Below are 22,848 nucleotides of genomic sequence, written 5' to 3' on the forward strand. Positions count from 1 at the left end.
GAGCCGGCGGCCGGGGGACCATAAACTCGGGTTCTTTATAGCTTTCTTTCAGGGGGAGTCCCAAAGCTTTTCGTACCAGTCCCGGATTCAGTTCGCCATCCCGGGGTAATGTGCCATCCAGCCGGCCTTTCACAGATAGTCCGTCCGCACCGAAAACACCCCGGATCATCTCTTCCACAACGGGCATCCCCTCTTCCAGGATCAACAGAGTATTACACCGGGACCGGAGTTCATGAAGCATTTTTCCCGGCAGGGGATACTGACCGATTTTCACCACCGGATAAGGACATTCATTTTCGGAGAAATTCTCCATCAGGTAATTGTAAGCCAGGCCGCAGGCCACAATGCCCAGCGAGTGATCCGAACCATCGGCAAAATGATTGTATGTAGATTTTTCCGCCGCCTGCACCAGCCTATCCTGCTGTTCCAGCAGTTTACGGTATTTTTTCCGGGCAAACGCGGGAAGAAGCATAAACTGATTCGGATCCCCGGGTAAAGAGAGAGGATTCTCTTTCAGGATTTTTTGGCGCACGATCAGTGAACGTGAATGAGCCAGCCGGGTTGTCAGGCGGACCATCACCGGCAAGTGGAAGCGCTCGGACAGTTCAAATCCCGTCCGGGCCATATCGTAGGCTTCCTGCTGGTTTGAAGGCTCCAGTACCGGAATCATGGCGAACTTGCCGTAAAAACGGGAATCCTGTTCATTTTGAGAAGAATGCATGGAGGGATCATCGGCCACGGCAATCAGCAATCCGCCGTGTACACCGGTAATGGCCGAATTCATAAAGGGATCCGCCGCCACATTGAGTCCCACATGTTTCATGGTCACAATCGCCCGTTTTCCCGTATAAGACATTCCAAGAGCCGCTTCCATGGCCGTTTTCTCATTAGCGGACCAGTCCCGTTTGACACCTCTGTCAGCCGCATCACTCTCCCGCTGAATATATTCAATTATCTCCGTCGACGGTGTCCCGGGATACCCGAAAGCACCCGACAATCCCGCATCCAGCGCCCCTTGAGCAAAGGCTTCATCGCCAAGCAAAAGCAGTTTATCCATTCTTTATCCTTATCTTATTAATCAGAAATTCATTTCACGAATCATAGTGTTTTTAAAATACGAAAATTTGACTAAATGAACAAAACATGAATGATCCCATTCCCTTTTTCCCAACCTGCCCTATCCTTCTCAATAAGTAATTAATGATTTAAAATCGATCCCTGTTGCCGGCTACAATCATACAGACACAAAATTTTGCGTCTCTCATCCCTTGCGATTTATCTGTCCACTGCCGACTCAAGAAGTGACGCGTAACAAGTTGACCAATCCTGTCGACTGATGACTGACGACTGCCGACTGCCGACTGTCCACTTGTTTCCTTGACATTTCCCCAAATTCACCGGAAATTTCATGACTATGAAAATAATCACGTGGTATTATCCCGACAACCCGGCAGAGGCAGCCGGACTTTCTGAATCGGACAAGGTTTTTCTCCACAGCGGGGGGACCGGTCTGCTTATGAGTGACCTGAAAGGTGTTAAGGGTCTTGTGGATTTGAACAGACTCCCCCTGAAAGACATCACATCCGAAAAAAGCCTCATCACCTTCGGCAGTCTGTGTACCTATGCCGATGTGCTATCCTATCTTAAAAAACTGAACCCGGATCATCTCCTGGTTCATTCTTTGCACCATTCTGCCAGTACACCCCTCCGGAACCGGATTACCCTGGGCGGAACGCTGGCTATGGCACCGCCCTGGTCCGATCTGACAGGTCCCCTCATGGCCCTGGATGCCCGCCTGACACTGGAAGGAAAATCCGGCGGAGAATATTCCGTAGAGGATTACCTCACGCAAAAAAAACTCCGGAGCGGCACTGTGATCACATCCGTGAAAATCCCCCTGGATTGCGGCCTGTGTGCCCATTACCGGGAAGTCCGGACTCAGCGGGATATGCCCCTCTTCAATCTGACGATCGTTTTAAAAACAAATCAGGGAACAATCCGTGACGCCCGGCTCATTGCCGTGGGAACCCGGACAAAATTCACCCGGCTGAAGGAAATGGAAGCCTGGCTCAAAGGACAATCCTTAAAAACCGTGAATATCCCGGAAATTGAAAAACGGTGCAGACTTTCCTTTGGGAAAAAAGCGGGAACCGATCCCGAATATCTCTTTGTAAAGGCGTCTATTGAACTGGGTCGCATGGTCGCCCGGCTGGCAGGAGGCAAATCATGAAAGCAGAATTTACAGTAAACGGAAGTCTCCGGACCTTCACCTTTGAACCGGATGAGCGTTTGTTGATTACGCTTCGGAATCATGGATATACTGAAGTGAAAAACGGATGCCTGGAAGGAGTCTGCGGTGCCTGTGTCATCCTTCTGAACAATAAACCGGTAAATTCATGCCAGGTACTGACCGCTTCGGCAGCAGGTCAATCCATCACCACGGTCCGCGGCATCGGCACCTTGCACACACCCCATATCATCCAGGAAGCCTTTGTGGAAGCCGGGGCAGTCCAGTGCGGCTTCTGTACACCGGGAATGATCACCGCAACATACGCCCTCCTTCGGGAAAATCCTGATCCTTCTGAAGAGGAGATAAAAAATGCCCTGGACGGAAACCTGTGCCGCTGTACCGGCTATGTGAAAATTATCGAAGCGGTACAAATGGCAGCCAAAAGACTCCGGGAAACTCAAGACAACGGATAAGATCATGAAAAAATATACACGCGTCGGCAAGGCGGAGCTGAAGATCGATTCCCTTTCCCTGGCTACCGGAAATCATAAATTCACCGATGATTTCGTTGTAAAAGATTCCCTGTATCTTGCCCTTCTTTACTCTCCCCATGCCCATGCCGATATCCTGGATATTGACGACTCGGAAGCACGGAAATCTCCGGGTGTAGTGGGTGTTTTCCACTATAAAAATGTGAAGCCCATCCTTCATACAACTGCCGGACAGGGATTTCCGGAGCCCTCTCCCTACGACACGGTACTCTTTGACAAAAAGGTCCGCTTTGTGGGTGACAAAGTGGCTATGGTGGCTGCAAAAAGTCTGAATGAAGCAAAAGAAGCCCTGAAAAAAATCAGGGTGGACTATAAAATACTTGAACCCCTTTTTGATGCAGAAAAAGCCATGGAGCCGGATGCACCCAAACTCCACGGATCCGATCATCATGCTGCAATTCCCGCGGTCTATAATCCGGATAAAAACCTGGCGGCAGAAGTAGAAATCGGATTCGGAGATTTGAAAAAAGGTGCATCAGATGCAGATTTTACAGTAGATGAAACCTATTATGCCCATTACGCCTCTCACTGTGCCATTGAGCCCCATTCCGTAAAAACGTTTTTCGATGAGATGGGCCGCCTTGTCATCATTTCATCCACCCAGGTCCCCTTTCATGTCCGCCGGATTGTCTCGAAAGTCTGTGAATTTCCCCTCTCAAAAATCCGGGTCGTAAAACCCCGTATCGGCGGCGGATTCGGTGCCAAACAGGAGGTGATGCTGGAACAACTGGCCGCCTGGGTCACCATTCAATTGAAACAACCTGCAACACTCATCCTTTCCCGGGAGGAAGTCTTCCGCTCCTCACGAACCCGCCATCCGGTGCGAACCCGCCTGACAATGGGCGTAAAAAAAAACGGGGACATTACCTTCCTGGATATGAACACTCTCTTAAATTCCGGGGCTTACGGAACCCACGCCCTGACGGTTCTTTCCAATTGCGGAGCCAAGGTTTTGCCCCTGTTGAATAAAATTGAAAACCTCCATTTTCTGGGCCGGTCCGTCTATACAAATCTTCCCGTTGGCGGCGCTTACCGGGGATACGGTGCCACCCAGGGCTATTTTGCATTAAACCAGCATATTGATATCATTTCCCGGAAACTCCATGTGGATTTTATCGATTTTGTTAAAAAACACCATATCCGCGAAGGGGAAACATCCCAGGTTTTCAAAGCCATCGGTGAGGGAACGGAAGGGGTGACCCAGACGGTGAAATCCTGCAAGCTGGATGCCTGTCTGGACTGGGGGGCCAGGGCCATCGGCTGGAAGGAAAAACGGGGTAAACAGATTACCAATGGTGACAAGGTCCGGGGCATCGGTGCCGCTGTGGCCATGCAGGGCTCCGGCATTCCCCTCATCGATATGGGGGCCGCTTCCATGAAAATCAACGATGACGGTTCCTTTAACCTGGATGTGGGAGCCACCGATATCGGGACCGGCTCCGACACGATCCTGGCACAGATCGCCGGCGAAGTGCTGGGGGTGGGACCGGATAAAATCATCGTCCTCTCTTCCGATACAGACCGCACACCTTTTGATGTGGGGGCATACGCGTCTTCTACCACCTACATCTCCGGCGGTGCCGTAAAAAAATGTGCCGAAAAGATCCGTGAACAGATTTTTGATGTGGCTGTTGCCATGAAAGGCTGGGACAGAGAAGACCTTGTTCTGGCGGATGAATCCGTAAAAAACAAGAAGACAGGTGAAGCGGTCTCATTATCTGACATTGCCGTCTTTGCCCTCTATACGAAAGACCAGTTCCAGATTCAGGCCTCGGCTTCTCACACCGCTCCCGAGTCCCCGCCGCCATTTATCGCCCATTTTGTCGAACTGGATGTGGACCGGCGAACCGGAAAAGTGGATCTGCTGCGGGTGGCCACGGCCGTGGATTGCGGACAGGCCATTAACCCCGTTCTGGCGGAAGGGCAGGTAGAAGGCGCCGTGGTGAACGGACTCTCCTATGCCATGGCGGAAAAGTACGTTTTCACGTCAAAAGGAAATCTGATCAACGCCCATTTTAAGGATTACAAAATATTTACTGCGGCGGATCTGCCGGAAATGAAAACCCATATCGTGGAATCCCACGAAGAAACAGGTCCCTTCGGCGCCAAATCGGTGGCGGAAATCGGCATCAACGTGTCCATGCCCGCCATCGCCAATGCCATCTACGATGCCGTGGGCGTCCGCCTGTACCAGGCGCCTTTTACGCCGGATAAAGTCTACACAGCATTAAAGGAAGCAGGTAAACTTTGATTATAAAACACGGTTATATCGCCCTTCCAGGCGAAAAATCCTTTCTCCCGCTGGATATTGAGATCAAAAACGGTAAAATCGTCCGGACCGGTCCCAACCTTTCGGGAAGTGATATTTTTGATGCGGAAGGATTGCTGGTCTTTCCCGGCGCCATAGACCCCCATGTCCACTTTAATGATCCGGGATATACGGAACGGGAGGATTTTACCCATGGCAGCCGGACCGCTGCTTCCGGTGGTGTTACAACTGTGATTGATATGCCGTGTACATCTGTCCCGCCTGTTACCACACTGAAAAATTTCCACAAAAAACTGGATGCCGTAAGAAATAAAAGTGTTGTGGATTTTGCCTTTTTCGGCGGTGTTTCCGGACAGTGTTTTGAGAATGACCCTGACAAAAATATCTCTGAACTGGCCCCTCATGTGGTAGGTTTTAAAACCTATTTTATATCGGGGATGGAAACATTTCACCGGCTGACTTTTGAGCAATTTGCTTATGTTTTAAAGAGGACGGCTAAAGTAAAACGCCCTGTCCTTCTCCACGCAGAAGATTATGACACGGTAACCCGCTATGAAGCGGAAGAGCGGGGAAAGGGTTCGGACTGGCAGAATTTTTACACCTCCCGGCCGGAACAGGCAGAGCTGATCGCCATAAAAAATGCCGTGGATCTGGCTCAGGCTACCGGAGGATCTCTCCATATCGTCCACATCGGCACGGCGGAAGCAGCGGAATATCTGGCAGGAAAACCCTTCGTTACCGGTGAAACCTGTCCCCACTACCTGGAATTCTCCTGCGAGGATTTTGAGGAAATCGGCGGCGCACTGAAAACTACGCCCGTGGTCAAATCTCCGGGAAATGGGGAAAAGCTGTGGAAATATCTGATGACGGGCATCCTGGATTTTGTAGCGTCCGACCACGCCCCTGCCCCGGCGTCTCAGAAAAACACCGGCTCCGCCTGGACCGATTATTCCGGTATTCCCGGCACAGGCACACTTTTTCCGTATCTGTACTCTGAAGGACTGGTCCGGCGAAAAATGCCCTTAGACCGTTTTTTAAAGGTTACATCAGAAAATGCGGCCAAACGGTACGGACTCTTTGACCGGAAAGGATCCATTGAACCGGGAAAAGATGCGGACCTGATCCTCCTGGATCCGGACAAAACCACAAGCATCCGGGGGAAAGACTTTTATTCCAAAGGGAAAATTACACCTTTTGAAGGACTGACTTTCGAGGGAAAAATCATGAAAACCCTGCTTCGTGGACAAATCATCTACGACGCGGATAAAGGGATAACGGTCCCTCCCGGTACCGGACATTTTTTACAAAAAGGATAAGTGTTTATGACCTATATACTCGGTAATGCTGTGATTACAGACGGATTCTCCACCCTTATAGAAAACGGGGCTCTGGAAATTTCCGGCGGCAAAATCATCCGTATGGGAAAAACAGAGGAACTGAAAAAGGAAGGCGTCCGGTTTTACGATCTGAAGGGCCGGCTTGTACTGCCCGGACTTTTGAATCCTCACCATCATTTATATTCCGCCCTGGCAACGGGACTCGCTCCCGTCGGCCCCACAGAAAATTTTCAGCAGATCCTGGAAAATCTCTGGTGGCATCTGGATCAGTCCCTGGATAAGGAAACCAGCCTCTATTCCGCCCTGCACGGGCTGCTCCAGTCCATTAAATTCGGCGTAACCACCGTCTTCGATCACCATGCTTCCATGAATACCGTGAAAAAGAGTCTGAATTTTTTGGAAATAGCTTTTATTGAAACGAACCTGAAAGGACTTCTCTGTTATGAAATTTCCGACCGGATGGGAAAAGAGGCAGTAAAGGAGCACCTGGAGGAGAATATCCGCTTTTATGAGGAACATAAAGGGAATCCCCGGATTCAGGGCCTCCTTGGACTCCATGCCAATTTCACCCTGAGTGATGAGAGCATGACATATATAGCAGACAACAAACCACCGGACATGCCCATCCATATCCATTGCGGCGAAGATAAGTCGGATTTTGATTTCTGTATAAAACAAGGGACAGCCGGACCGGTAGACCGGCTGGTAAAATTCGGGCTTCTGGACCGGAACTCCCTTCTGGCCCATTGCATTCACCTGTCCGAAAAAGACTATGAATGGCTCGAAAAGACAAGTCCCGTAGTCATTTCCAATCCCGAGTCCAATGCCAATAACAATGTGGGGATGATGAATACGGACCGGATCAAGAACTATATTCTGGGCACAGACGGCATGACGGGAAATATCCTTGGCACCCTGCGATCCCATTTTCTGCTGCGGAACGGAAACATTGACGAACCGCTGAACATTCTTTTTCAACGACCGGCAGAACTGATTCAACGGTATTTCCCCAATGCCGGAACCCTGAAGGAAGGATTTGATGCCGATATCGCCGTCACGGATTATGTTCCCGTTACACCCATATCGCTGGATAATTTACTGTATCATTTGATTTTCGGTGTACAGGGACAGGAAATGTATATGACCATCGCCAACGGCACCATCCTCTGGGAGAAGGGGGAATTCAAAACCTTTGATGAAGAAAAAATCCGTCATGATGTCCGGAATGCCGTAAAAAAATTGTATAAGGTGTATCATGAGTGACCGTTTCGGGATTGTTCCTTTTCGGACCCTCACATCATATTTGCTCCGTTCTCTGGAACAGGGACGGGCATTCGGAATATACGATTCCCTCTTCTTTACACCGGCGGACAGCGATCCTTTTAAAACGGAAATCTTTGGTCAACCCCTGGATACACCCCTGGGCCCGGCGGCAGGCCCCCATACCCAGATGGCCCAGAATATTGTATCCGCCTGGCTCTGCGGTGCCCGGTACATCGAGTTGAAAACGGTCCAGACGCTGGATGAAATCACCGTCTCAAAACCCTGTATTGATCTTCAGGATGAAGGCTACAACTGCGAGTGGTCCCAGGAATTGAAAATCGAGGAATCTTTTACCGAATATCTGAAAGCCTGGATATTGATTCATCTGCTCCACCACAAATTCCGGTGGAAAGGTCCTGTTGGAACAGTCTTCAATATGAGCGTAGGCTACGACATGGCCGGCATTCTCAAAGAGAATATCCAGTGGTTTTTTCATAAAATGGCGGACTGTCGGGCGGAGAAAGAAGCCCTGTTGGATGAAATCCGGAATCTGTACCCGGCAGTGGATGAACTGAATATTCCGGACTGCATGTCAAACAACATTACCTTGTCCACCATGCACGGATGTCCACCTGATGAAATCGAAAAAATCGGGACATATCTGCTGGAGGAGAAAAAACTCCACACCTATATCAAACTCAATCCCACTCTTTTGGGCGCCGATAAAATCCGGGATATCCTGAGAAAACTTAATTACGAAACAAAGATCCCCGATGTGGCCTTTGAACATGATATCACCTGGGATGCGGCGAAAAAAGTCATCCGGTCCCTCCAGGACAAAGCGAAAAAAGGGGGGCTTCATTTCGGTGTCAAACTGACAAACACACTGGAAGTTTTGAATCACAAGGATGTATTCAGTGAAGATGCCATGTACATGAGCGGAAAGACCCTCCACCCCGTCAGTATAAATGTAGCCGGCATGGTTCGTCAGGAATTCCCCCGTCTGCCTGTCTCTTTTTGTGCCGGCGTGACCGTCCACAATATTCAGGATGTGCTGTCCTGCGGTTTTTCTCCGGTCACCGTCTGTTCGGATCTTTTAAAACCGGGAGGATACGGCCGTCTTTCACAGTATTTTGAAAAAATCAGGTCTCTGCCGGATCCATATTCAGCGGAAACCCGGCGTTTTCTCGAACAATACGCACAAAACGTCGTACAGAATCCTCTTTACCATGCCACATATCCCAACATCAAAACAGAACGGGAACTAAAACCATTCGATTGTATTGCCGCTCCCTGTGTGGGAACCTGTCCCGCCAACCAGAATATCCCCGAATATATGTACCGCACAGTCCGGGACGACCTTCCCAACGCCTTCCGGGTCATACTCGGAACCAATCCCTTTCCCTCTGTCACGGGGATGGTTTGTGATCACCTGTGCCAGACCAAATGCACCCGGATCAACTACGAAAACGCCCTGCTCATCCGGGATATCAAACGCTATGTAGCAGAAAACGCCCCGGCGGAAGAACTCATTCCTCCGTCACACAAAAACGGCAAACGGGTTTCAATCATCGGGGCCGGACCATCCGGACTGGCCTGCGCCTATTTTCTCATTCTTTCCGGATTCGATGTGGATGTGTATGAAACCAAAGCATTTCCCGGTGGCATGGCAGCCGATGCCATCCCAAAATTCCGTCTTTCGGAAAAAGCCCTGCAGGAGGATATCCGCCGCATCGAAAAACTGGGTGTGAGAATCCATACATCCCAAACCATTGACCGGAACCGTTTTAAATCCATCCGGAAAAAGAGTGATTTTGTATACATTGCAGTGGGAGCACAGAAATCCCTGAAGGTTCCTATTCCGGGGGATGATGTCAACGACGGACTCCTGGATCCCCTGGTTTTTTTATCCGGTGCGCGTAAAGGGATAAAATCCCTCAAAGGAAAAAAGATCATCATATTGGGCGGCGGAAATACGGCCATGGATGCAGCACGGACGGCCAGACGACTGTCAGGCAACAACGGGGAAGTGACCATCATCTACCGCCGGACCCGGCGTGAAATGCCTGCCGATCAGGATGAAATCACGGCTGCCTTGAAAGAGGGCATTGAACTGATTGAACTGGCGGCACCGGAAAAAATCCTGTCTGATAAGGGACATGTCACCGGGTTGGTTTGCAACCGCATGAAACCGGGGGAAAAGGATGCCTCCGGCAGACGCCGGCCTGTTAAAATTCCCGGCAGTACATTTACCTTAACGGTGGATACCATTATTCCCGCCTTTGGCCAGGAACGGGTTATTGATTTTATCCCGGAAGAAGTCCTGGAACTTCAGGATGATAAAACCCGGGAAATCGGTATTCCCAATGTATTTATCGGCGGCGATGCCTGGCGGGGTGCATCCACCATTATTAAAGCCATCGGGGACGGGCGGCGGACGGCCCGGGTCATTCTGGACCGTTGCGGACAGGCACTTGAAACAGCCCGGCTTACCATCCCCCGGGAAAGCCGTTCACATCGTGAACACCATCAAGCCCGGGCAAGGATTGTTCCCGGCGTGCACCCCGAAGAAATCCCCCTGGAAAAGCGGGACAGCCAAAGCCTTGTAGAACTGACATTAACACACGACAAAGCCGTTACCGAGGCGTCCCGCTGCCTGCTGTGTGACGAGGTCTGCGATATCTGCGTGACCGTGTGTCCCAACCGGGCAAACATCTCCTATACCGTGGAACCCTTTGAGCTCCCCCTGAAAAAAATCATTTGGGATCATAAACAGATACAAATACAGGACGACAGCCTGTACCGGATCCGCCAAGCGTACCAGGTTTTGAATATTGAAGATTTTTGCAATGAATGCGGAAACTGCACGACTTTTTGTCCCACAGCCGGGGCTCCCTACAAAGACAAACCCAAAGTGGCCCTGACGGAAGAGAGTTTCCGGGCACTGAAGGAAGGATTTTTTTTGAAAGATCAAACCCTCCGGTATAAAAAAGAAGGGGAAATTTTTTCTCTGAGTGAAACAAAAAATGCCTGGCTGTACGAAGGGAAGAATTTTTCCCTAATACTGGATCAAAAGTCCTTTGAAATCCGCAGCATAGATATCTCTGCCCCTGTACGGAAAGAAATCCGCCTGCACGATGCTGTAACCATGAGTTTGATAAGAAAGACACTGATACATGAAAGGATTGGTTATGAAAACAGCTGAATACATACGACAAAAAGCCCGTGATTACCGGGATGACACAGCCCGTTACCTCTCTGAAATGGTGAAAATCCCCTCAGTTAGCTGTGAGGAAAAAGAAGTGGTTCTTAAAATTAAAGAGCTCCTTCAATCGGCAGGAGTCCAAAATGTGAGGATCGATGCTCTGGGGAATTGTATCGCCCGGGTGGGAAACGGACCGAAAGTCCTGGCCATCGACGCCCATATCGACACGGTGGATACGGGAGACGAATCCCAGTGGGAATTGCCGCCTTTTTCCGGAATTATCAAAGACGGCTTTGTCCATGGCCGGGGAACGGTGGATCAGGAAGGGGGCGCAGCGTCCATGATCACCGCCGCCCGCATTCTGACCGGGATGAAGTACGACGGGGAATATTCCGTGTATTTCACATTTACCGTTATGGAGGAAGACTGCGACGGCATGTGCTGGGAATACCTGATCAACGAGGAAAAACTGGTCCCTCACGTGGCCGTAATCACCGAACCCACCAATCTGGGAATTTACCGGGGACACCGGGGACGGATGGAAGTGGAGATTTATTTCAAAGGGCTTTCCGCCCACGGATCCGCGCCGGAACGGGGGAAAAATGTCATCTATTCCGCTTCAAAAGTTGCCCTGGAAATCGAAAAACTGAATGAAAACCTCCGCTCAGACCCATTCCTGGGCAAAGGGACCATTGCAGCCACCCTCTTGCAGACCCAGTCACCCTCTCTGTGCGCCATCCCTGATGTTGCCCGCATGCATATCGACCGGCGCCTGACCTGGAGAGAAGATAAGGAAAGTGCCCTGTCGGAACTGAAAGCCATTTGCGGCAATGATGTCAATATTGAAGTCCCTGAATATGACCGACCCGGCTATCAGGGTACTGTTTATAAAATTGAAAAATATTTCCCCACCTGGAAAATTCCGGAAGATCATCCCCTGGTACAAAGCGGAACAAAAACCTATGAAACGCTTTTCAATGAAAAACCGCGTGTCGACAAATGGACCTTTTCCACCAATGGTGTTTCTCTTTGTGGCCGCCACGGTATCCCCTGTATCGGCTTCGGCCCGGGAAATGAAATTTTTGCCCATGCTCCCAATGAAAAAACACCGATTGATCATTTGGAAAAAGCCACGGCATTTTACACCCTGATACCATACCTACTATAAACCGCAGAGAACACGGAGAACGCAGAGGAAAATGAGATGATTTATGGATGATGATATTAATAAGTTGACTGAAAAAATAATAGGAATGGCAATCAACGTTCATAAGAATCTTGGCCCTGGTTTTCTGGAATCAGTCTATCAGGCAGCACTGGCATATGAACTTCAAAAAGCCGGAATCACTTTTGAAAGAGAAAAAACGTTACCGGTTCATTATGCAGATATTGTTATCGAAAAAGGCTTTCGTTGTGATTTTCTTATCGATAACCAACTGGTTGTCGAATGTAAAGCCGTCAACAAAATGACAAATCTTGATCAGGCACAACTTCTGAATTATCTGAAAATAACAAAATTACAGGTGGGACTACTGATAAATTTTAATGTACCTATTCTGAAAGATGGACTCAAGCGAGTCGTGAATAATTATAAAGGAAAAACTCCGCGTTCTCAGCGAACTCCGCGGTAAACCAAAAAAGGAAAAACTCCGCGTTCTCTGCGAACTCAGCGGTAAACCAAAAAAGGAAATCTCCGCATTCTCTGCGAACTCCGCGGTTAACTTAAAAAGTAAATCTCCGCGTTCTCTGCGAACTCAGCGGTAAACTTAAAAAGTAAATCTCCGCGTTCTCTGCGAACTCAGCGGTAAACCAAAAAAGGAAAAACTCCGCGTTCTCTGCGAACTCAGCGGTAAACCAAAAAAGGAAAAACTCCGCGTTCTCTGCGAACTCCGCGGTTAACTTAAAAAGTAAATCTCCGCGTTCTCAGCGAACTCCGCGGTAAACCAAAAAAGTAAAACTCCGCGTTCTCTGCGAACTCCGCGGTAAACTTAAAAAGTAAATCTCCGCGTTCTCTGCGAACTCAGCGGTTAACTTAGAAGGAGTAACAATGCCTCAAACACTCTTACACGGAAAACACCTGATTACATTTCAGGACTGGACCAATCAGGAAATTGAGATGGTCCTGAATGTGGCATCCGATTTAAAGCGTCGCTTCGCCATGGGTGAAGCACACCGTCTTTTACAGGATAAGACCCTGTTTATGATGTTTTTTGAACAATCCACCCGGACGCGGAATTCCATGGAAGCGGGAATGACCCAGTTGGGTGGGCACGCTCACGATCTGACACCGGACAAAATGCAGTTATCCCACGGGGAATCAGCCAAAGACACAGCCATGGTCCTCTCACGAATGGGACACGGCATTGCCTGCCGGAACTGCTTTTACGGTATCGGAAATCCCTACCTGAACGAACTTGCAAATCATGCCGCCATCCCGGTCATGTCCCTTCAGGACGACCTGTACCACCCCATGCAGGTGATTGCCGACCTGATGACCATCCGTGAATATTTCGGGACCAACACAAAAGGTTTAAAGGTAACCATCTCCTGGGCCTATGCCACATCCCATGCCAAACCTCTCTCCGTGCCTATTTCACAATTCCTCATGTTTCCCCGTTTCGGCATGGATGTAACCATTGCAGCGCCCAAAGAATTCCCCTTCCCCGATTTTCTGGTGAAACAGGCCGGTGAAAACGCCAAAAAATACGGAGGTTCACTCCGGTACACGGAAGACATGGACGAAGGTTTTGAAGGGGCTCACATTGTCATCCCCAAGAATTGGGGCGGATTCGGAAACTGGAATTTTGATGAATACAATGCCAACGAAGAGGCCTGCAAAAAAGAGATGAAGGCCAATCTGGAAAAACACAGGGACTGGATTTGCGACGAGCGCCGGATGAAGCTGGCGTCACCGGAAGTAAAATACATGCACGCCCTACCGGCAGACCGTAGTAAGGAAGTTACCGATGCCGTGATTGACGGACCGGCTTCCATTATCTACGACGAAGCGGAAAACCGTCTCCATACGGCTAAGGCCGTCATGTCACTCACCATGGGCGGAAGGCCTTAGATTCTGATTTAAAAAAGTATGAACCTATGATACACTTTTTCTATAAATGCTCAGAATGTGGCAGGGAATATGAGATCCGTCCGGACCGGATGGTCTGCCCGGACTGTGCCGGGAGTCAGTCTCCGGATGAACCGCTTCGGGGAATTCTCGAAGTTGTGTTGGATGGTCGAATTGCCAACCCGGACGATCCATTCGTTTTTCTGCCGGTGGAAAAGAAATATTTTCCACCAGTGCCCCTTGAAGCCACACCTCTGTGGCAGCCTGAGCGGCTTCTGGATAAAACCGGCTTTCCCCGTCTTTACCTGAAAGACGATACCCGGCAGTTAACCGGTTCCTTGAAAGACAGAGCCTCCCTGTTGGTGGCAGCTTTTGCCCGCCGGGAAGGCATTCGTGAAATCACCGTCGCATCCACCGGCAATGCCGGTTCATCCATGGCAGGAATCGGCGCCGCAGCCGGACTCCAAATCACCCTTTTTCTGCCCAAATCCGCACCGAAAGCCAAAATAATCCAGGCCCTCCAATACGGTGCCCGGGTGATTCCTGTGGACGGCAATTACGACCAGGCATTTAACCTTTCCCTGGCATACAGCCAAAAAGGCGGGACCTTAAGCCGGAACACCGCATATAATCCCCTTACCATCGAAGGCAAAAAGACCGTTGCCCTGGAAATTTTTCACCAGTTGGAAGATATCCCCGACGTGATATTTGTTCCCGTGGGTGACGGTGTGATTTTAAGCGGGGTGTATAAAGGGTTCCGGGATTTGAAAGAACAGGGATTTACCGACCGGATTCCCCATGTTGTGGCAGTCCAGGCGAAGGGCAGTGATGCCATTGCACAAGCCCTGAAAAGGGGAAGTTTCACACCTGTCACAGCCTGTACTCTGGCCGATTCCATCTCTGTGGATATTCCCCGAAACGGCTACTACGCCCTGAAACAACTGAAAGAAAACAACGGATCCTGTGTGACGGTGACCGATGAGGAAATCCTTCAGGCTCAAAAAGATCTCTCTTCCGAGTCCGGACTCTTTGCCGAACCGGCTGCCGCCGCATCCTATGCAGGATTCCTCAAAATAAAGAATTCCATTTCGAAGGATAAAAAAGTAGTGCTGCTGATCACCGGAAACGGACTGAAAGATACCGGGACCGCACAAAAAGGGATTGTTTTTCCGAATCAGGCCATTACATCCCTGAAGGAACTGGATCATGATTGAGGGTGTGATTCTTGCAGCGGGATTTTCACAGCGGGCGGAGGCATTCAAACCGGCCCTTCTTTTGAACGGTAAACCCCTGATCAGGCATTGTATCGACAGTATGCGTTCCGTCTGTGACCGGATTATCATCGTTGGAGGACACGCTTTTGAAACCCTTCGGGATTTATGTGTCGGTGACTCGGATCTGCTTCTTGTTTTCAATGAAAAATATGAATTGGGGATGTTTTCCTCTGTGCAGTGTGGCCTTCGGGCGGTGAAAGGGGAAAAATTCTTCCTGGTGCCCGGCGATCAGCCTGTAGTTAAACCGGACACTTTCCGGCAGATGCTTAAAGCGGAAGGGACACTTATTGTTCCGCGATATAAGGGAAAAAAAGGACACCCCGTGCTTTTTACATCTTCCCATATTCCGGGGATATTATCCCTGCCTGAAAATAGTATTCTCAGGGATTATATACACAGCCGGGATGTAACACTCCTCGACGTGGATGATCCCGGGATCGGAATGGATGTGGATAATCCCGACGATTTAAAAAAAATTCAAACCTATATTCGTGAGATGACACCGTGAAAATGTCCATCAGTAAATCCGTTAAGAGGACCGATGCCAAAGAAAAAATCCGTGGTGAAGCCCGGTATATCGGCGATATGGCCTTTGAAAATCCCCTCTACCTGAAAACCGTCCGCAGTACGCGTCCACACGCCAAAATATTGGATATTCATCTGCCTGATCTTCCGGAGGATTGTTTTATCATTGATAAATCCCACATCCCCGGAAAAAACCGCATGCGGACCGTGGTATCGGATCATCCCATCTTTGCAGAGGATGAAGTGCTGTATATTGGTCAACCCATCCTCCTGGTCGCAGGTCCCGGCCGGGAAACAGTCTACCAAATCTCACAAAAAATCCGAATTGACTACGAAGATCTCCCGGCGGTCTTTACCCTGGAGGAATCAGAGAATAAAAACCAAATTTTCACGGAATACTCTTTTTCCAAAGGGGAACCGGACAAGGCGTTTGAACAGGCTTCGAAAATTATTGAAGATGAATACCGAACGGGACTTCAGGAACATGTGTACCTGGAACCACAGGGCATGGCGGCGGAAGTGAAAGGCGATACCGTTTTTGTCTATGGCTCCATGCAATGCCCCTTTTACGCCGAAGGCGCCCTTACTGAAGCCCTGAACATGCCGGCAGACAAAATCCGGGTCATCCAGACAACAACCGGCGGGGCATTCGGCGGCAAGGAAGAGTTCCCCTCCCTTACAGCCTGCCATACCGCCATAGCAGCACAGGTCACTCAACGTCCCGTCATCCTCATCTACGACCGGGATGAAGATATTATATGCTCCACCAAGCGTCATCCGGCCCTTATCCGGTACAAAGCGGGACTCGATGATAACAACCGGGTAACCGTTCTGGATATTGACATATTATATGATGCCGGAGCTTATACGGGGCTTTCCCCCGTGGTGCTGCAGCGGGGCATATTCTCGGCCACCAATGTTTACAATTTTCATCATCTGAAAGTACGGGGGCGGAATTTCCGGACCCATACCGTCCCATCCGGAGCATTCCGGGGATTCGGCGCACCCCAGTCCATTTTCGGCACAGAAATGCTGATGCACAACATCGCCGTTTCACTGGGACTCGATCCGCTTGAGTTTAAAATGAAGCATATCCTGAAGCAGGGGGATCCTTCCTGCACCGGCGGAAAAATCCACGATAAGGTCATCCTCCCGGAACTGGTAGAAAGGGCTCTGGATTTATCGAATTACCGTCAAAAAATCCGGAGGAAAAAGAAATTCACCGGGACGGGCATCTCCCTTTTTCTTCATGGGTGTGGATTTACAGGAAACGGTGAGCAAACCATCAAAGGGAAAATCATCCTCCGGAAAACCAAAGACCGGGTCATATTAAAAGTCTCAAGTGTGGAAATGGGGCAGGGTGCAGACACAACCCTTCGGAAAATAGTAGCCTACACACTGGATTTACCCATTGAAAAGGTGGTGTGCGAAATACGGGATACGGGACTTGTCCCCGATTCGGGTCCGACCGTCGCTTCCCGAACAATTATGATTGTAGGCGGACTCCTGCGAACGGCAGCAAAAGAGATGAAATCCCGGTGGAATGAAGGAGAGGAATTTGAAATCAGCAAAGTATACCATCATCCCGATTTTCTGGAATGGGATAACGACACCTTTCACGGAAATGCCTATCCCACCTATTCCTGGGGAGTGAATGTGGCTGATGTCATGATTGATCCGGTAACATATAATATTCATATCCGGAAGATCACAGCGGTTTACGATGTGGGCCGGGCAATTGACGAGCGGGCATTGCGGGGACAGATGGAGGGAGGTATTGTCCAGGGAGCCGGGTGGGCCGCCATTGAGGTCATGAAAACCAAAGAAGGCAGACTGATACAACACAACCTGACGGATTATAAGGTACCAACTTCCATGGATATACCTGAAATCGTCTGTGATTTTATCAACAATCCCTACGAATTCGGTCCTTTCGGCGCCAAGTGTGCAGGAGAACTCCCCATGACCGGTGCTCCGCCGGCTGTAGCGGCTGCCGTATCCAATGCTCTGGGAATTCCCATAAAAGAAATCCCCATGACCCCCGAAAAGCTCATGGAGTTAGATAAACATGAAGATTGAATTCACATTAAACGGCGAAACAAAAAAGATAGACGTCCACCCTGCCCGGCGACTACTGGATATCCTCCGGGAGGATTTTCACCTTACTGCGGTGAAAGAGGGCTGTGGTGAGGGAGAGTGCGGCGCCTGTGTGGTACTTATGGACGGGAAAACGGTGAATTCCTGCCTGATTCCTGCCGGATACCTGGAAGGAAAATCCATCCTCACACCGGAAGGGTTTAAAAAAACGCCCCGGGGAAAAGTGATTGAGGAAGCCTTTATAGAAGCGGGTGCAGTCCAGTGCGGATTTTGTACGCCCGGATTCGTGATGTCGGTGGAATCTCTGTTGAATGAACACCCCCATCCTACGGAGGAACAAATACGGGAAGGCCTTTCTGGTAATTTGTGCCGGTGTACGGGCTATCAGATGATTTTTAAAGCGGTCCGCCTGGCTGCGGAGAAAGGAGAGGGATTATGGTAGACGGTTACCGCCCCCGGAATCTGATTGAAGCTTTAAAAATACGGAGCGAGATGAATTGCTTTCCCATTGCCGGCGGAACGGATCTCATGGTGCAAAAAGCCCGGGGGACAGGCCTGAGACCCGGTTTTGAAAAACCGTTGCTCTTTATCGGCCACCTGCCTGAACTCCGCCGGATAGAGAAAAAAGAAGGCTTTATCCATATCGGTCCGGCTGTATTACTTTCCGAACTGCTCCACAGTCCCCTCATTCCCGAAACTTTTAAAAAAGCCGTATCCCTGATGGCATCACCACCCTCCAGAAATCTGGCAACCCTGGGAGGCAATCTCTGCAATGCCTCTCCGGCCGGCGATACCCTCCCCTTTCTGTATGCCGCCGATGCAGAAATCCTCCTGGAAAACTATGCCTTTGAAAGAAGGATCGCCATTGAAGATTTTATTACCGGACCCAAAAGGACCAATCTGAACCCAGATGAATTGCTGACGGATATTATCATCCCGGATACGGATTTCCCCGTCACCTACTACAGGAAAGTGGGGCAACGCCGGGGAATGAGCCTGACCAAGGCATCCTTTCACGGACTGGCGGAAGTGCTGGACGGGTATGTGGAAGATCTGCGCATGGCTTTCGGGGCCGTCGCCCCGACGGTTGTCCGTTCCCGGGATATTGAAAACTCCCTTATCGGAGAAACAGTAACAGACCTGAAATTCCGCTTTGACGAGATTCGGGAATTATACGATCCGCTGATTCAACCCATTGACGACGCCCGGTCCAGTGCCGAATACCGGAAAAATGTCTGTTTTAATATTCTGAAAGATTTTCTGAACCACCTGGAAAAAAATCAAGGAGATACACTATGAGTGAGAACAAAAAATATCTTAAACCCGTCCTCTTTTACGGCGGATTGTGGGGACTTGCAGAAGCCACCCTGGGATATCTGCTTCACTTATTTCCAACCGGTGTCGCGGGCATCATCATGTTTCCCGTCGCCTTCTATCTTATGTTCAACCTGTATAAGTCATCCGGTATGCAATCCGGTGTTCTCATGGCGGGATGTATCGCTGCAGGTATTAAACTCACGGGACTGGCTATTCCTCTTCAATCACCCATAAGCGTAATCAATCCGGCAGTTTCTATCCTTCTGGAATCTCTGGTGATTTTTGCCTTCGTGACAAGTACGGCAAACCGGGAGAGGGTTTATGTCAAAACTTTTGCTATGACAATAATTCACATAGGGCTCCTTGTCCTTGTCCAAACGTTGATTTTCCGCCCCGCCGAGGGACTCTATCTCCTTCCCGTATTGCCTTTGGGAGGATATATACTGCTGAGCGGAATCGTTGGCTCTTTGATGATGGGAACCTGGTTGCGTCATCCCGTGGGGGTCCTTTCTCTTGATTCACTCCGATTGAGCTACCTTCAACCCGGATTGCTGATTCTGGTTGCAATTCTGTTGGAAGCCGGAACCCGCCTGATCTGACATGACCATCTATGATAAACTCCTGAAGGACATCCCCTCACTGGATGTCGATGAAATCATTGTCGGGGTCTTCTCGGTTCTTGTAAAAACGGGTAAAAACATTGGAATCGCCTCTACCATCAAATATGGAAACGTTCATGACCGGATTGATGAAGTAAAGGTCCTGGAGCGAAAGAATCTCAGGGAACTGGCAGAGCTCGTCTGTTCAGATAATATGCTTGCCGCTTCTCTGGGGATGGCAGCCATTAACTGTTACTGGGCAGGGAGAGACTCCGATTATGTAACCGTCAATGCAAAAGATATCGTACTGGATAAAGGCCGGGGAAAAACCGTCGGTGTGATCGGGCACTTTCCCTTTCTCAATGAAAACCGGGAACAATACAAAGAACTCATGATCTTTGAAAAATTCCCACGGGAAGGAGATTGGAGAGAAAGGGATATCTCTGAGCAACTTCCCCGGGCGGAGGTAGTCGCCCTGACGGCAACCACCTTAACCAACCATACCTTTCACGAGGTCATCCGTCACATGTCCCCGGAGAGTTATAAAATCATCCTGGGACCCACAACACCCCTTTCACCGGTCCTTTTTGATTATGGATTTCATGCCGTCTGCGGCACACTTATCCGGGATTATGACCTGGTGAAAAAGCAGGTGCTGATGGCTACACCGACACGGTATTTGGAGGGAGTTGAGTATGTGGGAATTCTGAATGCTGAATGCTGAATTGAATTGGTTAATTATGAATTTGGGGTGGCGGGTAACAAATGTTTTATCCTGAATATTCTGAATACCCATGTTAAATAAGGCAAGATAAATCCATGAAAAAAGAAAAATTGATTCACGATGAAATACACCGTTTGAGTTCAGGCAAGGGGTGCGGAATTGTGGTAACAGTTGTAAGAAAAAGCGGATCGGGTCCGGCAGAGACAGGAACGAAGATGCTGGTGTATCCGGACGGTTCAACTCTGGGGACCGTAGGCGGTGGAGCCATGGAAAAAATGGCTGTCGAACAAGCCATGACTCTTTTCAGTGAAAAGAAAAATCACCTGGAAGAATTTGTCATGCAGGATTCAGGGGAAGGAACTCAGACCGGAATGATGTGCGGTGGTACGGCAACTCTGTTTTTTGAGTACTATGCTCCCAAACACCATGTGTATATCTTTGGTGCGGGACATGTGGGTTCGGCGATAGTCTATCATTTGAAAGCTCTGGATTATTTTATTACGGTGGTGGACGACCGGGAGGATGTTTTAAACACTCTTCAGGGAGCAGATGAAAAGATCCATGGTTCTTTTGAAACGGTATTATCCGACAAGGCTGTAGAACCGGACGGTTATTTTATTATCGCAACCTATGAACACCGGGTGGACAGTCTTATATTAAACCGGATATTTAAAGAAGGATGGAAACCCCATTATGTGGGCATGGTGGCTTCACGGCGGAAACAGAAAATAATGCTGAAGGAACTGAAAAAAGCTGTACCGGAGGTAGATACGGATGTCTGTTATATTCCCGTGGGGCTGGATACGGGCGGGGGCTTACCACACGACATCGCCATTTCAATCGTCGCGGAAATTCAAAAAATCCGCTATCAATCTAAAGGTGGACATCTACGGGATCAGGGATGATTCATATTATAACCGGTGATATCAATACCGGCAAAACAACAAAAATGCTGGAATTGTTTAAACGGCATCCCCGGGGAGACGGCTTTGTGTGTCCAAAGGTTTTTGAAAATGACCGGTTTGTCCGCTATGATATCCTGCATTTGAAAAGCGGGAAAAAACGACCTTTCGCTTATCCGGTTGAAAATCTCCCTAGTAACTGGGATGAACAAATCCGCTACGGGAAATACACATTTTCCGTTCAGGCATTTTTCTTTGCGGAAGCTATTACCCACATGTGCTTAAAAAATCATGTTTCCCCTTTTTTCCTGGATGAAATCGGTCCCATCGAAATGGATTTGCATAAGGGCTTTTATTCAATTTTTAAAAAAGTATTATTACAAAATACGCATCTGTATATCAGCATCCGGAAAAACAGGATCAATGACTTGCTTGATTGTATGAATTCTGATAAAACACATATTATTTATGTTTAAATAGAATTTTTTATTTTTTTTCGGGATATATTGGAATCTGAAAATTTATTACTTTATATTGATCTATGAAATTAAACATGAATATTTGCATCAACAATTTTCATTAACAAATTACAAAGGAGAATTTTCATGGAAACAAAGGCACCTGCGGGACATGCTAAATTGGGTGTAATTCTCACATTCCTGAGCCTGATTGGCATGGTATGGATTTTTGAATGGTCTTCTGCACATTTATGGACTCCTTTTATAATCATTGCCGAATTTATCCTTGCCATAATTTTTATTGTCGGATTTATCATCGGTGCCGTTAAAACCGGATCATGGAAATTTACACATAAAACCACAAAAAATCTGACGGAGCAAGAAGCAGTAATCGCCAATAGTGCACTAAGATTAGGATATTCTATTTTTAGTATATCTGTATTAATTCTATTGCTTATCTTCGCTATAGTTCATAAACCAGTGAGCATCGTACTTGCCGTAGCTTTGATTCTTTTGGCACATCTCATACCCGTTTCAATCATAGCTTGGAAAACCAAACAAAAATGAAGGAAGATGATTATATTTATATAAACACATTTTATGATTTTGCATTTTTCAGGAAATTAATTGTATTGCTTAAACAGAATGATATTGATTTTAAAATAGTGGATAAATCTGGTCCGACAAATTTCAGAGTCCCTTCAAGTACATTTTCTGAAATTGAACTTTGGGTTTTCCATAAGGATCTTGAAAAGATGTTAGCAATACTCGATTCCATTAACGATCCGGCATGAAAAATTGAAGAAACGTGAAACTTTTTTTAGATTAAGCAACGTTTTTTCTGTAAAAAGGCATAGCATTGTTTTTCACCTCGCATTCATCAATATCAAAGTTTAAGTATAATCGTCCCGAGATCCACGTTTCGTGTTGTTCGACAAGTATGGCGGTAATGAGTCTCAGACACGATTCCTGATTGGGAAAAAGACGTGCGACACGTGTTCGCCTTTTAATCTCCTGATTCAGGCGTTCC

At 48.5% G+C, this 22,848-nt stretch carries 22 protein-coding genes; 20 read left to right on the forward strand and 2 right to left on the reverse strand.

Going from position 1 to position 22,848, the window contains the following annotated elements; translation table 11 throughout:
- The coding region (locus tag J7K63_02750; GenBank protein ID MCD6233945.1) for an indolepyruvate ferredoxin oxidoreductase at positions 1–1,057 on the reverse strand (1,057 nt) is incomplete at its 3' end.
- A 351-nt stretch (positions 1,058–1,408) separates the two neighbouring features.
- On the opposite strand from J7K63_02750, the gene J7K63_02755 reads away from it, so the two are divergent.
- The 20 genes from J7K63_02755 (at position 1,409) to J7K63_02850 (ending at position 22,612) form a co-directional block, all read left to right on the forward strand.
- Positions 1,409–2,230, forward strand: a complete 822-nt coding sequence (locus J7K63_02755; protein MCD6233946.1) for an FAD binding domain-containing protein — start codon at positions 1,409–1,411, stop codon at positions 2,228–2,230.
- Entirely contained in the window at positions 2,227–2,703 is a 477-nt protein-coding gene (locus J7K63_02760) for a (2Fe-2S)-binding protein (GenBank protein ID MCD6233947.1), read from the forward strand. Before J7K63_02755 ends, J7K63_02760 begins: the two co-directional genes overlap by 4 nt.
- A 4-nt stretch (positions 2,704–2,707) precedes the next feature.
- Entirely contained in the window at positions 2,708–5,032 is a 2,325-nt protein-coding gene (locus J7K63_02765) for a molybdopterin-dependent oxidoreductase (GenBank protein ID MCD6233948.1), read from the forward strand.
- The gene (gene allB / locus J7K63_02770) at positions 5,029–6,366 is read left to right on the forward strand and encodes an allantoinase AllB (protein ID MCD6233949.1); all 1,338 of its coding nucleotides are present in this window, start codon (positions 5,029–5,031) and stop codon (positions 6,364–6,366) included. The genes J7K63_02765 and allB overlap by 4 nt, the downstream gene beginning before the upstream one ends.
- Positions 6,367–6,372: 6 nt before the next feature.
- A complete protein-coding gene (locus J7K63_02775; GenBank protein MCD6233950.1) occupies positions 6,373–7,650 on the forward strand; it encodes an amidohydrolase family protein in 1,278 nt (425 codons plus the stop codon).
- Positions 7,643–10,855 carry a putative selenate reductase subunit YgfK gene (ygfK, locus tag J7K63_02780; protein MCD6233951.1) on the forward strand — a complete coding sequence of 1,071 codons (3,213 nt, stop codon included), beginning with the start codon at positions 7,643–7,645 and terminating at the stop codon, positions 10,853–10,855. The genes J7K63_02775 and ygfK overlap by 8 nt, the downstream gene beginning before the upstream one ends.
- Positions 10,842–12,023, forward strand: coding sequence for a YgeY family selenium metabolism-linked hydrolase (locus tag J7K63_02785; GenBank protein ID MCD6233952.1), 1,182 nt, complete (start codon positions 10,842–10,844; stop codon positions 12,021–12,023). The genes ygfK and J7K63_02785 overlap by 14 nt, the downstream gene beginning before the upstream one ends.
- 43 nt (positions 12,024–12,066) lie before the next feature.
- Positions 12,067–12,486: a GxxExxY protein gene (locus J7K63_02790; GenBank protein MCD6233953.1), complete on the forward strand. Its 420-nt coding sequence runs from the start codon at positions 12,067–12,069 to the stop codon at positions 12,484–12,486.
- Positions 12,487–12,902: 416 nt separating this feature from the next.
- Positions 12,903–13,925, forward strand: a complete 1,023-nt coding sequence (locus tag J7K63_02795) for an ornithine carbamoyltransferase (GenBank protein ID MCD6233954.1) — start codon at positions 12,903–12,905, stop codon at positions 13,923–13,925.
- Between the two features lie 26 nt (positions 13,926–13,951).
- The gene (thrC, locus tag J7K63_02800) at positions 13,952–15,136 is read left to right on the forward strand and encodes a threonine synthase (protein MCD6233955.1); all 1,185 of its coding nucleotides are present in this window, start codon (positions 13,952–13,954) and stop codon (positions 15,134–15,136) included.
- Positions 15,129–15,704: a nucleotidyltransferase family protein gene (locus J7K63_02805; protein ID MCD6233956.1), complete on the forward strand. Its 576-nt coding sequence runs from the start codon at positions 15,129–15,131 to the stop codon at positions 15,702–15,704. Before thrC ends, J7K63_02805 begins: the two co-directional genes overlap by 8 nt.
- A gap of 2 nt (positions 15,705–15,706) precedes the next feature.
- Positions 15,707–17,800: a xanthine dehydrogenase family protein gene (locus J7K63_02810; GenBank protein ID MCD6233957.1), complete on the forward strand. Its 2,094-nt coding sequence runs from the start codon at positions 15,707–15,709 to the stop codon at positions 17,798–17,800.
- Positions 17,790–18,260: a (2Fe-2S)-binding protein gene (locus J7K63_02815; protein ID MCD6233958.1), complete on the forward strand. Its 471-nt coding sequence runs from the start codon at positions 17,790–17,792 to the stop codon at positions 18,258–18,260. Before J7K63_02810 ends, J7K63_02815 begins: the two co-directional genes overlap by 11 nt.
- Positions 18,254–19,117 carry an FAD binding domain-containing protein gene (locus J7K63_02820; protein ID MCD6233959.1) on the forward strand — a complete coding sequence of 288 codons (864 nt, stop codon included), beginning with the start codon at positions 18,254–18,256 and terminating at the stop codon, positions 19,115–19,117. The genes J7K63_02815 and J7K63_02820 overlap by 7 nt, the downstream gene beginning before the upstream one ends.
- Positions 19,114–19,734 carry a hypothetical protein gene (locus J7K63_02825; GenBank protein ID MCD6233960.1) on the forward strand — a complete coding sequence of 207 codons (621 nt, stop codon included), beginning with the start codon at positions 19,114–19,116 and terminating at the stop codon, positions 19,732–19,734. Before J7K63_02820 ends, J7K63_02825 begins: the two co-directional genes overlap by 4 nt.
- 1 nt (position 19,735) lies before the next feature.
- Positions 19,736–20,458: a hypothetical protein gene (locus J7K63_02830; GenBank protein ID MCD6233961.1), complete on the forward strand. Its 723-nt coding sequence runs from the start codon at positions 19,736–19,738 to the stop codon at positions 20,456–20,458.
- Positions 20,459–20,553: 95 nt separating this feature from the next.
- Complete coding sequence (locus J7K63_02835) at positions 20,554–21,363, forward strand: XdhC family protein (protein ID MCD6233962.1); 810 nt, start codon at positions 20,554–20,556, stop codon at positions 21,361–21,363.
- Positions 21,360–21,836: a hypothetical protein gene (locus J7K63_02840; protein ID MCD6233963.1), complete on the forward strand. Its 477-nt coding sequence runs from the start codon at positions 21,360–21,362 to the stop codon at positions 21,834–21,836. Before J7K63_02835 ends, J7K63_02840 begins: the two co-directional genes overlap by 4 nt.
- 129 nt (positions 21,837–21,965) lie before the next feature.
- Positions 21,966–22,385: a hypothetical protein gene (locus tag J7K63_02845; protein ID MCD6233964.1), complete on the forward strand. Its 420-nt coding sequence runs from the start codon at positions 21,966–21,968 to the stop codon at positions 22,383–22,385.
- Positions 22,382–22,612, forward strand: a complete 231-nt coding sequence (locus tag J7K63_02850) for a hypothetical protein (protein ID MCD6233965.1) — start codon at positions 22,382–22,384, stop codon at positions 22,610–22,612. The genes J7K63_02845 and J7K63_02850 overlap by 4 nt, the downstream gene beginning before the upstream one ends.
- A gap of 31 nt (positions 22,613–22,643) precedes the next feature.
- Here J7K63_02850 and J7K63_02855 read toward each other — a convergent pair.
- A partial coding sequence (locus J7K63_02855) for a transposase (GenBank protein ID MCD6233966.1) occupies positions 22,644–22,848 on the reverse strand: 205 nt, incomplete at its 5' end.

This window comes from Candidatus Neomarinimicrobiota bacterium, assembly GCA_021157965.1.
Lineage (GTDB): Bacteria > Fidelibacterota > Fidelibacteria > Fidelibacterales > Fidelibacteraceae > Fidelibacter.

Coding starts and splice junctions, on each gene's coding strand:
- J7K63_02755 (MCD6233946.1), top strand. CDS start 1,409: ATGACTATGAAAATAATCACGTGGTATTATCCCGACAACCCGGCAGAG.
- J7K63_02760 (MCD6233947.1), top strand. CDS start 2,227: ATGAAAGCAGAATTTACAGTAAACGGAAGTCTCCGGACCTTCACCTTT.
- J7K63_02765 (MCD6233948.1), top strand. CDS start 2,708: ATGAAAAAATATACACGCGTCGGCAAGGCGGAGCTGAAGATCGATTCC.
- J7K63_02775 (MCD6233950.1), top strand. CDS start 6,373: ATGACCTATATACTCGGTAATGCTGTGATTACAGACGGATTCTCCACC.
- ygfK (MCD6233951.1), top strand. CDS start 7,643: ATGAGTGACCGTTTCGGGATTGTTCCTTTTCGGACCCTCACATCATAT.
- J7K63_02785 (MCD6233952.1), top strand. CDS start 10,842: ATGAAAACAGCTGAATACATACGACAAAAAGCCCGTGATTACCGGGAT.
- J7K63_02790 (MCD6233953.1), top strand. CDS start 12,067: ATGGATGATGATATTAATAAGTTGACTGAAAAAATAATAGGAATGGCA.
- J7K63_02795 (MCD6233954.1), top strand. CDS start 12,903: ATGCCTCAAACACTCTTACACGGAAAACACCTGATTACATTTCAGGAC.
- thrC (MCD6233955.1), top strand. CDS start 13,952: ATGATACACTTTTTCTATAAATGCTCAGAATGTGGCAGGGAATATGAG.
- J7K63_02805 (MCD6233956.1), top strand. CDS start 15,129: ATGATTGAGGGTGTGATTCTTGCAGCGGGATTTTCACAGCGGGCGGAG.
- J7K63_02810 (MCD6233957.1), top strand. CDS start 15,707: ATGTCCATCAGTAAATCCGTTAAGAGGACCGATGCCAAAGAAAAAATC.
- J7K63_02815 (MCD6233958.1), top strand. CDS start 17,790: ATGAAGATTGAATTCACATTAAACGGCGAAACAAAAAAGATAGACGTC.
- J7K63_02820 (MCD6233959.1), top strand. CDS start 18,254: ATGGTAGACGGTTACCGCCCCCGGAATCTGATTGAAGCTTTAAAAATA.
- J7K63_02825 (MCD6233960.1), top strand. CDS start 19,114: ATGAGTGAGAACAAAAAATATCTTAAACCCGTCCTCTTTTACGGCGGA.
- J7K63_02830 (MCD6233961.1), top strand. CDS start 19,736: ATGACCATCTATGATAAACTCCTGAAGGACATCCCCTCACTGGATGTC.
- J7K63_02835 (MCD6233962.1), top strand. CDS start 20,554: ATGAAAAAAGAAAAATTGATTCACGATGAAATACACCGTTTGAGTTCA.
- J7K63_02840 (MCD6233963.1), top strand. CDS start 21,360: ATGATTCATATTATAACCGGTGATATCAATACCGGCAAAACAACAAAA.
- J7K63_02845 (MCD6233964.1), top strand. CDS start 21,966: ATGGAAACAAAGGCACCTGCGGGACATGCTAAATTGGGTGTAATTCTC.
- J7K63_02850 (MCD6233965.1), top strand. CDS start 22,382: ATGAAGGAAGATGATTATATTTATATAAACACATTTTATGATTTTGCA.